This is a genomic window from Azospirillum oryzae, assembly GCF_900177515.1.
Taxonomy (GTDB): Bacteria; Pseudomonadota; Alphaproteobacteria; order Azospirillales; family Azospirillaceae; genus Azospirillum; species Azospirillum oryzae_A.
The window spans coordinates 682,752-698,290 of record NZ_FXAK01000005.1 but is presented as its reverse complement, the minus strand read 5'-3'; the positions used below and the strand labels follow the sequence as shown (position 1 = coordinate 698,290).

The following is a 15,539-nucleotide window of genomic DNA, read 5'->3' as shown; positions in this document are numbered from 1 at the left end:
CGCTTACGCCGTCAGCAGGGTCTCCACCAGTTCGGAGTCCGGATCGGCGAGATCGTCGATGACGTCGAAATGGTGGCGCCCCTCGGCCAGCCGCAGCGCCGTGGCGGCGCCCAGCCCGAGCCAGATGTTGGCGAGCAGTTCCGACTGGCGGACGAACTCCGGCCGCTCGTCGGCCCCCACCCAGCAGGTGATGCCGGTGCCCGGCCGGGGACGCAGCAGCGCCGGACTTTCCGCCGCGGCCTCCGCCTCGTCCAGCCGCAGCGTGGCGTTCATGCGGGTGTTCAGCAGCGGACGCAGATCGTGCAGGCCGCTGATGGAAACGACATGCTCCACCCGCGCCCTTACCTCCTCCGACAGTGGAGCATCGGCGCAGGCGAGCCGGCTGACCAGATGGCCGCCGGCGGAATGGCCGGTCAGGCGCAGCGGCCCGGCCTCGGCCTTTGCGATGGCCTCCACCGCCCGCGCCACCTGCCGGGTGATGCCGGCGATGCGGTTCTCCGGACAGAGCGTGTAGCTTGGCATGGCAACCGCCCAGCCGCGTGCGAGCGGCCCGGCCGCCAGATGCGACCAGCGCCCCTTGTCGAAGGCCATCCAATAGCCGCCATGGACGAAGACCACCGTTCCCTTGGCTGGCCCCTCCGGCCGGAACAGGTCGTAGCGCTCCCGCTCCCCCTCGCCATAGGGCAGGTCCGGCTCCGCCCGGCCGGCGCCGGCAAGCTCCGCCCGGAAGGCGGCGGCCCGCTCCGCCCAGCGGGCGGGATAGGTGTCGCCGCCGGGGATGTAGGCGCTGTTGCTGTAGGCGTCGTCCCAATCCGCGATCCTGTGCAAACCCGTCAAAGCACTGTCCTCACCCGCCAGAGTTCCGGGAAAAGCTCCACCGCCAGCATGTTGCGCAGATAGGACACCCCGCCGGTCCCGCCGGTGCCGCGCTTGAAGCCGATCACCCGCTCCACCGTCGTGACATGGTTGAAGCGCCAGCGGCGGAAGTAATCTTCGAAATCCACCAGCTTCTCGGCCAGTTCGTAGAGCGGCCAGTGGGTTTCGGGCGACTGGTAGATGACCCGCCACGCCTCGGTCACGCCGTCATGGGGCTGGTGGGTCTGCGACACGTCACGCTCCAGCACCTCCGCCGGGACGGGAATGCCGTTGCGGGCGAGCAGGCGCAGCGCCTCGTCATACAGGCTGGGGCGGGACAGTTCCTGTTCCAGCAGCGCGTGGATCTCCGGACGGTGCGCATGGGGCCGCAGCATCGCCGGGTTGCGGTTGCCCAACAGGAATTCGATCTCCCGGTACTGGTAGGACTGGAAGCCGGATGACTGGCCGAGATCGTCGCGGAAACGGGTGTATTCGCTGGGCGTCATCGTGCGCAGCACGTCCCAGGCCGAGTTCAACTGTTCAAAGATGCGGGCGACGCGGGCCAGCATCTTGAAGGCGGGCGACAGCCGGTCCTCGCGGATCGCCTCGCGGGCGGCGCGGATCTCGTAGACGGCCAGCCGCATCCACAGCTCCGACGTCTGGTGCTGGATGATGAACAGCATCTCGTCATGGGCGGCGGAGCGCGGGAGCTGCGCCCCCAGGATGCGGTCAAGCTGCAGATAGTCGCCGTAGGACATCCGCCCGTCGAAGGCCATCTGCGCGCCCTCGGACGCCGGATCGTAGGGCCCCCTCTTGTCCTGCCCGCTCATGTCACAATCGCCTTCTTGTGGTATTCGGGCCGGTCCCAAAGTCCGCCGTCCATCACCTGCTTCAGAATCGCGACGGCGCCCTGCACCTCAGCCTCGCCGATGTAGAGCGGGGTGAAGCCGAAGCGCAGCACGTCGGGCGCGCGGAAGTCGCCGATCACGCGTCGGTCGATCAGCGCCTGCATGATGGCGTAGCCCTGCGGATGGCGGAACGACACCTGGCTGCCGCGCCGGCAGCCCTCGCGCGGGGAGACCAGTTCCAGCATCGGGCACTGCGCCTCGACCAGTTCGATGAACAGGTCGCACAGCGCGATGGAGGTGCTGCGGACATCGGCCATGTCGACATCGTCCCAGACATCCAGCGCGGCCTCGAGTGCCGCCAGCGCAATCACCGGCGGGGTGCCGACGCGCATGCGCTCCACCCCCGCACCGGGGCGGTAGGAGGGGTCGAAGGCGAAGGGCGCCTCGTGCCCCATCCAGCCGGACAGGGCCGGCCGCGCCGTCTCGGCATGTTGCGGGGCGACATAGATGAAGGCTGGCGCGCCCGGCCCGCCATTCAAATATTTGTAGGTGCAGCCGACCGCGAAATCGGCCCCGGCGCCGGCCAGATCGACCGGCAGCGCACCGGCGGAATGGGCGAGGTCCCACACCGTCACCACGCCCGCCGCATGGGCCTTGGCGGTCAGCGCCGCCATGTCGTGCAGCCGCCCGGTCCGGTAATCGACCTGGGTCAGCATCAGCACGGCGACATCCTCGCCGATGGCGCCCTCCACCTCATCCGGCGCCACCACCTTCAGGACATGGCCGCGGCCCAGCGTTTCGATCAGCCCCTCCGCCATGTAGAGGTCGGTGGGGAAGTTGCCGCTGTCGGACAGGATGACCCGGCGGTCGGGCCGCATCGCCAGTGCGGCGGCCAGCGCCTGATAGACCTTGATCGACAGGGTGTCGCCGACCACGACACTGCCCGCCGGCGCGCCGACCAGCCGGGCGATGCGGTCGCCGACCTTGCCCGGCTGCACCATCCAGCCGGCGCTGTTCCAGCCGCGGATCAGCTGGCCGCCCCACTCGTCGGCCAGGGTGCGGGCCACCCGCTCCTCCACCCCGATGGGCAGCGGCCCCAGCGAGTTGCCGTCGAGATAGATCACCCCGTCCGGAATGCGGAAGCGGGCGCGGGTCTTCTGAAAATCGGTCATCGATCTGACTGCTCCTTCCCGGTTGAGGATGCCCGGCAATCGATGGCTTTGCAAATCGTTGCGATGCTCAAGCGTATCAGACGAAACGAATTCACCATTGTCCCGGAGGCCGCGAAAGTGGAGGATCGCACCGGCCGGACCACCCGGCCGCACTCACCGCCACCAAGGACCGGACGCACCGCCATGTTCAACGCGCTTTCCCGCCAGCCCGACGACGCCCTGCTCGCCCTGATCGGCCTCTACAAGCAGGATCCGCGGCCGGGCAAGGTCGATCTCGGCGTCGGGGTCTACCGTGACGAGGAGGGGCGCACCCCGGTCTTCCGCGCGGTCAAGGCGGCGGAACGGCTGCTTCTCGACGGGCAGGACAGCAAGTCCTATCTGGGGCTGGAGGGCGACGCCGGCTATCTGGAGCGGCTGTGGTCGCTGGTCGGCGGCGAAGCCGGGACGAAGGTCACCGCCGCCGGCGTGCAGACCCCCGGCGGGTCGGGCGCCCTGCGTCTGGCCGCCGATCTGGTCCTGCGCGGCGGGTCGAAGCGCGTGCTGGTCGGCCAGCCGACCTGGCCCAACCATGTCGGCATCTTCGCCGCCGCCGGACTGGAGGTGGTGAGCCATCCCTTCTTCGACACCGCCGGCCAGACCGTGCTGTTCGACCGCATGGTCGCGGCGTTTGAGGCGGCGCAGCCCGGCGACGTCGCCCTGCTGCACGGCAGCTGCCACAACCCGACCGGCGCGCCGCTGTCGCTCGACCAGTGGAAGACGATCGCGGCGGTGCTGGAAAAGCGCGGCGTGCTGCCGCTGGTCGATCTCGCCTATCAGGGCTTCGGCCGCGGGCTGGACGAGGATGCGGAAGGCTTGCGCCACCTGATCGGCGCCGTGCCGGAAACGCTGGTCGCCGTGTCGTCTTCCAAGTCCTTCGGCCTCTACCGCGAGCGCACCGGCGCCATCTTCGCCGTCGCCGCCGCGCCGGCCGCCGCCGAGCTTGCCAAGTCCAACCTGATGGCGCTGGCCCGCACCAGCTATTCGATGCCGCCCGACCATGGCGCCGCCGTGGTCCGCACCATCCTGAGCGACGACGCCCTGACCGCCGACTGGACCGCCGAGTTGGACGCCATGCGCGCCCGCATCACCGGCATCCGCCGCAAGCTGGCCGCCGGGCTGGCCGGCGCCTTCCCCGCCCTGGCGGCGGTGGCGGAGCAGGAGGGCATGTTCTCCCTGCTGCCGCTGACCGAGGCGGAGGTGCTGCGCCTGCGCGCCGACCATGCCATCTACATGCCGACCTCCGGCCGCATCAACATCGCCGGCCTGAAGACGGCCGAGGTGGACGACGTGGTGGCGAAGTTCGCCGCCCTGCGCTGAGAGGACGGACGACGATGGCCGCGACCCTCCAGGTCCCGCCCGCCGCGGTGGAGCGCCACCAGCTGTATGAAGATGCGCTCGCCATGCTGATGGGCACGCTGTTCATCGCGCTGGGCATGCTGATCTATTCCAAGACGATGCTGCTGACGGGCAGCACCGCCGGCTTGGCACTGCTGCTGAGCTACGTCACCAAGGTACAGTTCGGCATCATCTTCTTCGTGATCAACCTGCCCTTCTACTGGCTGGCCTGGAAGCGGCTGGGCTGGAAGTTCACCGTCCGCACCTTCATCGCGGTGGCGCTGGTGACCCTGTTCTCCCGCCTGACCGACCAGTGGGTGGGCTTCACCCATCTGGACCCGGTCTATGCCACGGTGGTGGGCAGCGGCCTGTGCGGCACCGGCCTGCTGATGCTGTTCCGCCACCGCACCGGCCTGGGCGGCGTCAACATCCTGGCGATCTACCTGCAAGAGCGCTACGGCATCCGCGCCGGCTATTTCCAGCTCGGTGTCGATCTCGCCATCCTGGGCGGCGCCTTCTTCGTGCTGGCACCGGACCGGCTGCTGCTGTCGATCCTTGGGGCGGTCATCGTCAACATCACACTGGCGATCAATCACAAGCCGGGGCGTTATCTCGGCATCAGCTGAGGCGTGAAGGCTGCGGGCGCTGGACGTTCACCGCCCGCAGCAGGCCTTGTGCTTGCGCCCCGAACCGCAAGGGCAGGGGTCGTTGCGGCCGACCTTCACCACGCGGCGCGGCGGGTCCTTCGGATTCAGGACGCTGTCGACATAAAGCCAGCGCCCGTCGATCCGGCGGAAGCGCGACCGTTCGTGCAGCGGCCAGTCCTCCCCGTCGCGACGGAAGGTCAGGAAGAACTCGACCATGCCGTCGTCGCCGGTCTCTTCCGCCTTCATGACGGTCAAGGGACCCCATTCACATTCCTCCACCATCCGTACGGCGTCGGCGCGGCTGAAGGCGGCGTGGGTTTCCGGGGCGCAACTGCGCTCGATATGGTCGATGTCGTGGCGGACGAAAGCGGTGTAGCGCGAGCGCATCAGCGCTTCGGCGGAGGAGGCGGGCTGCCCGGCCAGGATCGGGCCGCAGCAGCGATCGAATTCAAGACCCGAACCGCAAGGGCAGGCGGACATCACGATACGGTTCCTTCCATAAGCATAGAATAGCGGCCGGCGGCACGCTGCCTGCCAGAACTTAACGCCGTCTCAACATCTCCCGCCGGATCCTGTGACCCGGGCCGGCGATATTGACGCTTGGCGTGGGCGTCGTCTAGATCGGCCGGTCCTCAAGCAGGATATGGCGCAAACGGGGTGTGACGATGAGCGTGCGGATCGGCAGCACGATGACGGCGACGGGCGAACGGCGTCGGCTCAGCCTGCTTTTCAGGTCCCTGTCCGGCCGCCATGCCGATGTGGCGACGATGCGGTTGCCCACCGCCCGCGCGGTCCTGCTGCGGCTGGCCGGCGCCGCCCTTTTCCTGGCGCTGGCGGTCGGCGGCATCGCCTTCCTGGTCGAGGTCGAGATCGCCGACGGCCGGGTCGTCGAACTGGCGCGGGAGGAATCGGCGGCTTTCCTGAACGAAGCCCGTTCGTCGCTCGCGGCCGGCGCGGCCGATTCGGAATTGGAGGCATCGCTGCAAATCTTCATGGCCAGTCGCAACGGGTTGCGCCTGAACCATGGCGACGGCCACTTCATCGTCGCGGAGCTTTATGCACCGGACCATCGGAAGACGGCAGACTATGTCGCACCCGGCGCGGAATGGGCGGAACAGCGCCTGTCCGCCACCCGGCACGGCTTCCCCGCCAACGGCGATGCGATCTATGACCGCTTCACGCTGGACGGGCACATCTTCATCCAGACGATGGAGCCGCTGCTCGATTCCGATGGCCGGCTGCTCGGCTATTTCGAAAGCGTCTTCCAGCTCTCGGCCCGCCGGTCGCACGAGATCCTGCGCGACACCGCCACTGTGGTCGCCGTGTCGTCGCTGTCGGTGCTGGGGACCTCGCTCGTCCTGCTGCCGATCTTCGGCGCCTACAACCGCGGCATCCTGCGGCTGTCGCGCGGCCTGCTCGACGCCAACATCGGCATGCTGACGGCGCTGGGCAGCGCCATCGCCAAGCGCGACAGCGACACCAACGCCCACAATTACCGGGTGACGGTGCTGGCCATCCGACTGGCCGAGGCGCTGGGGCTGGAGGAGGCGGCGATCCGGCAGCTGGTGAAGGGCGCCTTCCTGCACGATGTCGGCAAGATCGCCATTCCCGACAGCATCCTGCTGAAGCCCGGCAAGCTGGACGCCGAGGAATTCGCGGTGATGAAGACCCATGTCGTCCATGGGCTGGACATCGTCGGCTCGTCCGACTGGCTGGCCGATGCGGCCGACGTGGTCGGCGGCCATCACGAGAAGTTCGACGGCTCGGGCTATCCGCGCGGGCTGAAGGGTGAATCAATTCCGATCGCCGCCCGCATCTTCGCCGTCGCCGACGTGTTCGACGCGCTCACCTCCCGCCGTCCCTACAAGGAACCGATGTCCTACGCCGCCACCATGGACATCCTCGCCGACGGGGCCGGCAAGCATTTCGACCCGGTGGTGCTCGCCCGCTTCACCGCCATCGCCGCCGGCCTGCATGAACGGCTGACCGCGATGGGTGACGACGGGGTGCGGGAGGAGCTGCGCGGGCTGGTGAAGCGCTATTTCAAGCTGGCCTGAACCGGCTTAAGCGGTGAGGCCGCGCAGGAACAGGTCCACCGCCTTGTCGACGAAGGCGTGGCGCTCCTCCTCCGTCGGTGCGGGGCAGAGGCCGAGCACCAGCTGGCAATAGGCGCCGCCCTGCATGGCGGCCAGGAACTGGCGGGCGACGAAGGCGGGGTCGTCGGTGACGATCACGCCATGGTCGGCCAGCCGGGTGAACAGCGCGACGAAGTTGGCGATCCCCTGCTCCGGCCCCGCCTGGAAATAGAGTTGGGCGGCGAGCGGCATCCGCGTCGCCTCCCCCACCACCGCCTGATGGACGCGGATCGCCGCATCGGACCACAAAAGGTCGGTGAAGCGGCGGCCGACCTGGACCAGGACCTCGCGCAGCGGCATGCGATCGAACATCTCCGGCGCAAAGTGCAGGCCGCGCCGTTCGCATTCGGCGGAGATCACGGCGGTGTAAAGCTCCTCCTTCGACGGAAAACGGGTGTAGAGGGTGGTCTTGGACACCCGCGCCTGCTGCGCCACCTGATCCATCGACGTGGCGGCGTAGCCAAGCTCCAGAAACACCTCCCGCGCGGCGGCGACGATCTGCTCGGCCTTCGCGTCAAAGGACACGGGCGGATGAGACGCTTTTTGCTCCGATGACTGCACTGAACTGTACCGTTCACTCTTGACGTGGCGTTGGTGCCGGAGTAGGACGGTAGCAGTACGATACAGTCCAGTCCAGTGGGGAGACGTGGTATGGCCCAATTCCGCGAAAGGCGGCTTGCGTCCGCCGTCATGGCGACAACGGCGCTGCTGACGGTGGCGGGCCTGCTCGCCGGCTGCAACGAGACTCACTCCGCCTCCACCCCGGCGGAGGGAGAGGTGCGGCCGGTCCGCGTCGCCACCGTTGCGCTGGAACCGCTGGTCGACAGCGTGCGCTATCCGGCGGTGATCCGCCCGCGGGTGGAGGCCGATGTCGGCTTCCGCGTCGGCGGCAAGGTGACCGCCCGGCTGGTGGAGGTCGGCACCCGCATCGAACCCGGCATGCCGCTCGCCCGGCTGGACCCGACCGACCTGCAACTGCAGATCCGCGCCGCCCAGGCGCAGCTCGCCTCGGCGCAAGCCGACGCGGCCAACGCGCGCAGCGATTTTCAGCGCTATGCCAGCCTGCGCAACGGCGAATGGACCACGCGGCAGGAATACGACCGCCGCAAAACCACGCTGGACAAGGCCGACTCCAAGGTGCGGGAGGTCGAGGCGCAGTTGCGCGTCCTCACCAACTCCGCCCAATACGCCACGCTGGTGGCGGACGAGGCCGGCATCGTCACCGCCACGCTGATCGAGCCGGGACAGGTGGTGGCCGCCGGCCAGACCGCGCTCCGCGTCGCCCGGCTGGGCGCGCTGGAGGCGGTGGCGAACATTCCCGAACAGAGCGTCGCCGCACTGCCCCGCCAGAAACTGTCGGTCGAGCTGTGGTCGCACCCCGGCCAGAGCATCCCGGCCACCCTGCGCGAGGTCTCGCCCAGCGCCGACGCCGCGACCCGCACCTTCCAGGCGAAGATCGCGCTGACCGATCCGCCGCCGACGGTCCAGCTCGGCATGACCGCCACGGTCACCGCCGCTGCCGACCATGGCGCCCCGGTCGCCCGCCTGCCGCTGAGCGCGCTGACCCAGCGCGAGCAGGCGCCGGCGGTCTGGGTGCTGTCGGCGCCGGACGACCGGCTGGAACTGCGCCCGGTCACCGTCGCGGCCTATGCCGGCGACCTCGCCCTGATCGGCGGCGGGCTGAAGGACGGCGAGCGTGTCGTCACCGCCGGTGTGCACAAGCTCGACGCCGGCCAGAAGGTCCGCGTCTGGACGGAGCCGGCGCGATGACCCACTCCCGCCTCAACCTGTCGGCCTGGGCGCTGGCCCACCGCACGCTGGTGCTGTTCATGATGCTCGCCAGCGTGCTGGCCGGCGCGCTGGCCTACAAGAATCTGGGCCGGGCGGAGGATCCGTCCTTCACCTTCAAGGTGATGGTGGTCCGCACCCAATGGCCGGGCGCCACCGCCCGCGAGGTCGAGCAGTTCGTCACCGACCGTATCGAGAAGAAGCTGGAGGAGGTGCCCTATTACGACGTCGCCCGCAGCTATTCCAAGCCCGGCGAGTCGGTGGTCTTCGTCCAGCTGAAGGACTACACCCCGCCGAAGATGGTGCCGGACCTGTGGTATCAGGTGCGCAAGAAGATCGGCGACATCCGCTATACCCTGCCCGACGGCGTGGTCGGCCCCTTCTTCAATGACGAGTTCGGCGACGTCTATTCCGGCATCTACGCCTTCATGGGCGAGGACTTCACCCCCGCCCAGCTGAAGAAAGTGGCCGAACAGGCGCGCGCCCGCCTGCTGAAGCTGCCCGGCGTCGAGAAGATCGACCTGATCGCCCCGCAGGAGGAGCGCGTCTATGTCGAAATCTCCAGCCAGCGGCTCGCCAGCTTCGGCCTGCCGGTGGAATCGGTGATCCAGGCGCTGCAGCGCGAGAACGCCATCGCCGCGTCGGGCGACATCGACACCGGATCGCAGCGGGTCTATGTCCGGCTGGATCTCGGCCTCGACACCGCCGCCGCGGTGCGCGCGATCCCGGTGGAGAGCGGCGGCCGGCTGCTGACCATCGGCGACGTGGCGGAGGTCAAGCGCGGCTATGTCGAGCCGCGGCGCTACACACTGCGCTACAACGGCCGCGACGCCATCGGCATCGGCGTGGTGATGGCGAAGGGCGGCAACGTCCTGAAGCTGGGCGAGCAGCTCGACGCCGCGATGGAGAAGGTCCGGGCCGAGCTGCCGGTCGGGCTGGAAGTGGCGCAGGTCGCCGACCAGCCGAAGGTGGTCGAGCATTCGGTCGGCGAATTCATGGAATCGCTGGCAGAGGCGCTGGGCATCGTCATCCTGGTCAGCCTCGTCAGCCTGGGCTGGCGCACCGGCATCGTCGTCGCGCTGGCGGTGCCGCTGGTGCTGGCGATGACGCTGGTGGCGATGCAGCTTCTGCACATCGATCTGCAGCGCATCTCGCTGGGTGCCCTCATCATCGCGCTCGGCCTCTTGGTGGACGACGCCATCATCGCGGTGGAGATGATGGTGGTGAAGATGGAACAGGGATGGGACCGGCTGAAGGCCGGTGCCTTCGCCTACACCTCCACCGCCTTCCCGATGCTGAGCGGCACCATCGTCACCGCCGCCGGCTTCGTGCCCGTCGGCTTCGCGGCGTCGGCGGCGGGCGAATACACCAACTCGATCTTCTGGGTGGTGGCGCTGTCGCTGCTGCTGTCCTGGGTGGTGGCGGTGGTCTTCACCCCATATCTCGGCTGGCTGCTGCTGCCCAAGCCCAAGCATGTGGTGCCGGACGGGCACGAGCTGGACATCTACGACACCCGCGCCTACCGCATCCTGCGCGGCATGATCGAAGCCTGCGTGCGGGCGCGCTGGGTCACCATCGGCGTGACGGTGGCGGCCTTCGTCACCGCGCTGGTCGGCTTCGGCCATGTCCAGCAGCAGTTCTTCCCGTCGGCCAGCCGGCCGGAGCTGCTGATCGACATCCGTCTCGCCGAAGGCTCCTCCTTCGAGGCGACCGCCGCCGAGGTGAAGCGGATGGAGGCGGTGCTGGCAAAGGACCCGGACGTCGAGTATTGGGTCGCCTACACCGGCGGCGGCTCGCCGCGCTTCTACCTGCCGCTCGACCAGCAGTTGGAGACCGCCAACTTCGCCCAGTTCATGGTGATGACCAAGGGGTTAGAGGAACGCGAGCATTTCATGCAGCGGCTGGAGCCGACGCTGGAATCCGACTTCCCCGCCGCCCGCGTCCGCATCAGCCGGCTGGAGAACGGCCCACCGGTCGGCTATCCCGTGCAGTTCCGCGTCACCGGCGAGGATCCGGCGACCATCCGCAAGATCGCCTATCAGGTGCGCGACACCATGCGCGCCCATCCCAACACCGCCAATGTCCATCTGGATTGGGACGAGCTGTCGAAGCGCGTCCGGCTGGAGGTGGACACCGCCAAGGCGCGCGCGCTGGGCGTGTCGAAGCAGGATCTGTCCAACGCCCTGCAACTGCTGCTGAACGGCATGTCCGTCACCCAGTACCGCGAGGGCACGGAGCTGATCGGCGTCCTGCTGCGCACCACGCCGGAGGAGCGGATGGACCTGTCGCGCCTGGGCGAACTGAACATCCGCACCAGCCGCGGCACCACCGTGCCCCTGAGCCAGGTCGCCAGCGTCCGCTACGAGCTTGAGGAGCCGGTGCTGTGGCGGCGGGCGCGCGAGACGACGATGACGGTCAAGGGCGACGTGACCGGCGGCCTGCAGGCCCCGGTGGTCAGCACCCAGCTGAACGCCCAGTTGAACGCGCTGCGCGCCACCCTGCCCGACGGCTACGCCATCACCATGGGCGGCGCCATCGAGGAAAGCGCCAAGGGCCAGGACTCGATCAACGCCATGATGCCGGTGATGCTGCTGATCATGGTCACCACGCTGATGCTGCAATTGCAGAGCTTCTCGCGCGTGTTCCTGGTGCTGCTGACGGCGCCCTTGGGGCTGATCGGCGTCACCGCGTCGCTTCTGCTGTTCAACCTGCCCTTCGGCTTCGTCGCCATGCTGGGCGTCATCGCGCTGGCCGGCATCATCATGCGCAACTCGGTCATCCTGGTCGACCAGATCGAGCAGGACATCCGCAGCGGCCGCTCACGCTGGGACAGCATTGTCGAGGCGACGGTGCGCCGCGCCCGCCCCATCGCGCTGACCGCCGCCGCGGCGATCCTCGCCATGATCCCGCTGACGCAGAGCGTCTTCTGGGGCCCGATGGCGGTCGCCATCATGGGCGGTCTGGCCGGCGCCACCGTGCTGACGATCTTCTTCCTGCCGGCCCTCTATGCAGCATGGTTCCGCGTGCCCCGGCCGGAGACGGAGGAGGTGGAGGACCATGGGATGGGCGGTGCGCTGCCGAGGCCCGCGCTGGGGGATTGATAACCAACTCTCTCGCTCAAGCTTGACCACGGTCAAGGGACGCTTGCCCACCCCGTGACAGGGTGGCGCCACAATCGATCTCCCGATTGCATCATCATTGCTGATGATCCTCTTTCGTACTGTGCCTTTGCGCCCGGCGACATAGCTCCCCGGGCGCATTTTTTTGGCTCGCGGCTCCCCATTCGAACCTGGGGGCGACTTGGAACGACAGGGCCGCAAACCTGTTGGGCGGTCAATGGCGGCCCTCGCCAGCCCAGCCCGGGGAGAAGACCGTGGCCAACTTCAATCGCCAGCGCCAACGGATGGTGGACGTGCAGATCGCCCGCCGCGGCATCCGTGCCGAACCAGTCCTCAACGCCATGCGCGCCGTCCCGCGCGAGCATTTCGTCAGCCCGGAAATGGCGGAGTTCGCCTATGAGGACTCGCCACTGCCCGTCGGAGAGGAGCAGACGATCTCCCAGCCCAGCCTCGTCGCCGCGATGATAGAAGCGGCGGAGGTCGGCGCCGACGACCGGGTGCTGGAGGTCGGAGCCGGCTCCGGCTATGTCGCGGCACTTCTCGGCAACATCGTGCAGCAGGGGAATGGCCGGGTCTTCGCCGTGGAACGGCTCGCCGGCTTGGCACAATCGGCGCGGCGGCGCCTGCAGGATTTGGGCTTCGACACCGTGACCGTGCGCACCGGCGACGGCACCGAAGGCTGGCCGGAGGAAGCCCCCTTCGACGTCATCCTGGTGTCGGCCGGCGGACCGGAGGTGCCGAAGGCGCTGATGGACCAACTCGCCATCGGTGGCCGCATGGTGATCCCGGTTGGGACGCGCCGTGACCAGACCCTGGTGAAGGTCGTCCGCCATTCCGAAACCGAGTTTGAGCGCGAGGAGCGCGAACGGGTGTCCTTCGTGCCGCTGATCGGCGCCCAAGGTTGGGCGGAGGACGGTTCCCGGTCGGCCAGCAATCACAGTCCGGGACGACGGCCGGGAGAAGTGCCGGCGACCCTGCCGGAGATGATCGCCGACGCCGCCGAACTCTTGCCGGACTTCGACGACCCCGCTTTCGGGCGGCTGTTCGACCGCTGGGGCGGCCGTCGCGTGGTCCTGCTGGGCGAGGCGAGCCATGGGACGGCGGAGTTCTTTCGCGCCCGCGCCGCCATCACCAAGCGGCTGATCGAGGAGCATGGCTTCACCATCGTTGCGGTGGAGGCCGACTGGCCCGATGCCGCGGCGGTCGACCGCTACGTCCGCCATCGCCCCGCGACGCGGACGGAAGACCCGCCCTTCCAGCGCTTCCCGACCTGGATGTGGCGCAACACGGACGTCGCCGCTTTCCTCGACTGGCTGCACGACCGCAACCGCGACCGGCCGCCGGAGAGCCGCGCCGGCTTTTACGGGCTGGACATGTACAACATGAGCGGCTCCATCGCGGCAGTGCTGGACTATCTCGACCGCGTCGATCCGGAGGCGGCCGCGGTTGCGCGGGAACGATACGGTTGCCTGACGCCTTGGCAGCGCGATCCCGCCACCTACGGGCGTGCCGCGCTATCCGGCGGCTTTCGCAAATGCGAGACCGCGGTGATCGAACAGTGCCGGGCCCTGTTGGAAAAGCGGCTGGACTATACGGGGGAGGATGGCGACCGCTTCCTCGACGCCGCCCAGAATGCCCGTCTGATCGCGTCCGCCGAGCGCTATTACCGCATCATGTATTACGGCGGAGCGGAGAGCTGGAACCTGCGCGACACCCATATGTTCGAAACCCTCGCCAACCTCCTGGAGGCTAAGGGTCCGGACGCCAAGGCGGTGGTGTGGGCCCACAACTCCCACATCGGCGACGCGCGCCAGACCGACATGGGCATCACCCGCGACGAGTTGAACATCGGCCAGCTCTGCCGCGAGCGCTTCGGAGACGAGGCGGCGCTGATCGGCTTCGGCACCCATACCGGCACGGTCGCCGCCGCCACCGACTGGGATGGCGACATGGAGGTGAAGCGGGTGCGCCCATCGCGCAGCGACAGCTATGAACGGCTATGCCACGACGCCGGCCCGGATCGCTTCCTGCTCGACCTCCGTGCGGAGCGGAACGAGGCCCTTCGCCGCGCCCTGCTGACGCCGCGCCTGGAACGCTTCATCGGCGTCATCTACCGTCCCGAGACGGAGTTGTGGAGCCACTATTCGGAAGCCAGCCTGCCGGGCCAGTTCGACGCCTTCGTCTGGTTCGACGAGACGACGGCGGTCACCCCGCTCGGACCGGAATACGTCCGCGAGGGTATGCCCGACACCTATCCCTTCGGGGTTTGACGGCCTCAGTCGGCCCGCCGGCCCGCCGTCGCCAGCGTCAGCCGGCCGAAGTTCGGCCCCTCCCGCAGAAGGCGCCGGCCGCCCACCTCGATCCGGCGATAGGCCGGGCCAGCCATCAGCAGACAGGCCGTCACCATCGCCACCAGCAGCGCCAACGACCAGCCGCCGGGCAGCGCCTTGCGGTCGTGGATGCCTAGGCCCAGCCACAGCAGGCGGGTGGTGGCATATTCGACAAAGCCGTGGATCAGGTAGAGCGAATAGGACACGTCGCCCAACCACACCAGCGGCCGGACGTTCAAGGCACCCGCGGCCCGGCCCCGGTTGGCGACCGCCGCCAGGATCAGCAGGGCGAACAGCGGAACCGCCAGCAGGTCGGGTCCGCCCGTGTGCAGAAGCAGCAGGATCGCCAGAACGATTCCGGCCATCGTCAGGTCGCTGGACAGCAGCGACGCGGCAAGCCCGCTGCGGAAAGCGCTGTAGAGCAGCGTGCCCAGCAGGAATTCCGGCAGGCAACGCAGCAGGGTCTGCGGCCCGTCCCACTGGTTCAGATTGTCCTGTGTCGCCCAGGCCAGCAGGCAGAGCGTCGCCAGCGCACCGGCCGCCATCAGCGCCTGCGCCCGCCCGCCGGCCCGCCAGACCAGGGGCAGCGCAAAGGGGAAGACCAGATAGGCCATGAATTCCAGGCTGATCGACCAGGCCGGATAATTCCAGCTCAGCATGCTGGCATAGAGGCCCTGGAGCATGAACAGGTTGGCGACCAACGCACCGACCGATTCCGCCCCCTTCAGCGGGATCGCCGGGAAGCTGCCGGTGGCGGCGTATTCCACCGTGCGGACGGCCAGCGCCGTCGCCACGAACAGCAGCAGGACCGCCAGATGCAGCGGATAGAGCCGGGCGACGCGCGCCCTCAGGAAACTCCAGTATTTGTCGCCGACCGACCGGCTGAAGGTGTCGTGATAGACATGGGTCAGCACGAAACCGCTGAGCATGAAGAACAGGTCGACCGCCAGATAGCCCTTCTGCACCAGATGCGTGTAGCTGTCCGGGTGCAGGTTGGGGAAATACTGGAAGCTGTAATGGTACAGCACCACCCACAGGGCCGCGATGCCGCGCAGCGGGGTCAGGGAGTGCAGGTGGCGGGGGGTGGACTGCGTGCTCATGACGCAGCCATCGACCGCCCTGCCATGTCCCCCGCCCAAGGATTCCCGCCGATATCCTTCGAAACCACATCGCCCTCCAGCCGTTGCGCAGCGCGCCCGTGCCTTTGCAAGCGGACAGGCGGGCCTGTCGCGGGTTAACGGCTGATGTGACGATTGGTTTCGTGGGGGGCT

General features: G+C 68.4%; 12 protein-coding genes. 6 read left to right on the top strand and 6 right to left on the bottom strand.

Going from position 1 to position 15,539, the window contains the following annotated elements; genetic code table 11:
* Window positions 1-3: 3 nt before the first annotated feature.
* Genes B9N97_RS11505 through kynU form a run of 3 tightly spaced genes read right to left on the bottom strand, consistent with a single transcriptional unit; the run spans window position 4 to window position 2,875 of the window.
* Window positions 4-837 carry an alpha/beta hydrolase gene (locus tag B9N97_RS11505; RefSeq protein ID WP_085086407.1) on the bottom strand — a complete coding sequence of 278 codons (834 nt, stop codon included), beginning with the start codon at window positions 835-837 and terminating at the stop codon, window positions 4-6.
* Window positions 834-1,685 carry a tryptophan 2,3-dioxygenase gene (gene kynA / locus B9N97_RS11500; RefSeq protein ID WP_085086405.1) on the bottom strand — a complete coding sequence of 284 codons (852 nt, stop codon included), beginning with the start codon at window positions 1,683-1,685 and terminating at the stop codon, window positions 834-836. The genes B9N97_RS11505 and kynA overlap by 4 nt, the downstream gene beginning before the upstream one ends.
* The gene (gene kynU, locus B9N97_RS11495; protein WP_085086403.1) at window positions 1,682-2,875 is read right to left on the bottom strand and encodes a kynureninase; all 1,194 of its coding nucleotides are present in this window, start codon (window positions 2,873-2,875) and stop codon (window positions 1,682-1,684) included. Before kynU ends, kynA begins: the two co-directional genes overlap by 4 nt.
* A 183-nt stretch (window positions 2,876-3,058) precedes the next feature.
* On the opposite strand from kynU, the gene B9N97_RS11490 reads away from it, so the two are divergent.
* Window positions 3,059-4,231: an amino acid aminotransferase gene (locus tag B9N97_RS11490; RefSeq protein WP_085086401.1), complete on the top strand. Its 1,173-nt coding sequence runs from the start codon at window positions 3,059-3,061 to the stop codon at window positions 4,229-4,231.
* 14 nt (window positions 4,232-4,245) lie between these two features.
* Window positions 4,246-4,875 carry a YitT family protein gene (locus B9N97_RS11485; protein WP_085086399.1) on the top strand — a complete coding sequence of 210 codons (630 nt, stop codon included), beginning with the start codon at window positions 4,246-4,248 and terminating at the stop codon, window positions 4,873-4,875.
* A gap of 27 nt (window positions 4,876-4,902) precedes the next feature.
* Here B9N97_RS11485 and B9N97_RS11480 read toward each other — a convergent pair whose 3' ends face one another.
* Window positions 4,903-5,376, bottom strand: coding sequence for a YchJ family protein (locus B9N97_RS11480; RefSeq protein WP_085086397.1), 474 nt, complete (start codon window positions 5,374-5,376; stop codon window positions 4,903-4,905).
* A gap of 185 nt (window positions 5,377-5,561) precedes the next feature.
* On the opposite strand from B9N97_RS11480, the gene B9N97_RS11475 reads away from it, so the two are divergent.
* Window positions 5,562-6,953, top strand: a complete 1,392-nt coding sequence (locus tag B9N97_RS11475) for an HD-GYP domain-containing protein (protein WP_244560674.1) — start codon at window positions 5,562-5,564, stop codon at window positions 6,951-6,953.
* Window positions 6,954-6,959: 6 nt separating this feature from the next.
* Here B9N97_RS11475 and B9N97_RS11470 read toward each other — a convergent pair whose 3' ends face one another.
* Window positions 6,960-7,556 (bottom strand): TetR/AcrR family transcriptional regulator, encoded by a 597-nt coding sequence (locus tag B9N97_RS11470; protein WP_244560673.1) that lies wholly within the window; start codon window positions 7,554-7,556, stop codon window positions 6,960-6,962.
* A gap of 126 nt (window positions 7,557-7,682) precedes the next feature.
* Between B9N97_RS11470 and B9N97_RS11465 the strand changes: the two genes are divergently transcribed.
* The 3 genes from B9N97_RS11465 to B9N97_RS11455 all read left to right on the top strand — a co-directional run bounded on the left by B9N97_RS11465 (window position 7,683) and on the right by B9N97_RS11455 (window position 14,208).
* The gene (locus B9N97_RS11465; protein ID WP_085086393.1) at window positions 7,683-8,801 is read left to right on the top strand and encodes an efflux RND transporter periplasmic adaptor subunit; all 1,119 of its coding nucleotides are present in this window, start codon (window positions 7,683-7,685) and stop codon (window positions 8,799-8,801) included.
* Window positions 8,798-11,920 (top strand): efflux RND transporter permease subunit, encoded by a 3,123-nt coding sequence (locus B9N97_RS11460; protein WP_085086391.1) that lies wholly within the window; start codon window positions 8,798-8,800, stop codon window positions 11,918-11,920. Before B9N97_RS11465 ends, B9N97_RS11460 begins: the two co-directional genes overlap by 4 nt.
* Before the next feature lie 272 nt (window positions 11,921-12,192).
* A complete protein-coding gene (locus B9N97_RS11455; protein ID WP_085086389.1) occupies window positions 12,193-14,208 on the top strand; it encodes a protein-L-isoaspartate(D-aspartate) O-methyltransferase in 2,016 nt (671 codons plus the stop codon).
* 5 nt (window positions 14,209-14,213) lie between these two features.
* Here B9N97_RS11455 and B9N97_RS11450 read toward each other — a convergent pair whose 3' ends face one another.
* Window positions 14,214-15,368, bottom strand: coding sequence for an acyltransferase family protein (locus tag B9N97_RS11450; RefSeq protein WP_085086387.1), 1,155 nt, complete (start codon window positions 15,366-15,368; stop codon window positions 14,214-14,216).
* Between the last annotated feature and the right edge of the window lie 171 nt (window positions 15,369-15,539).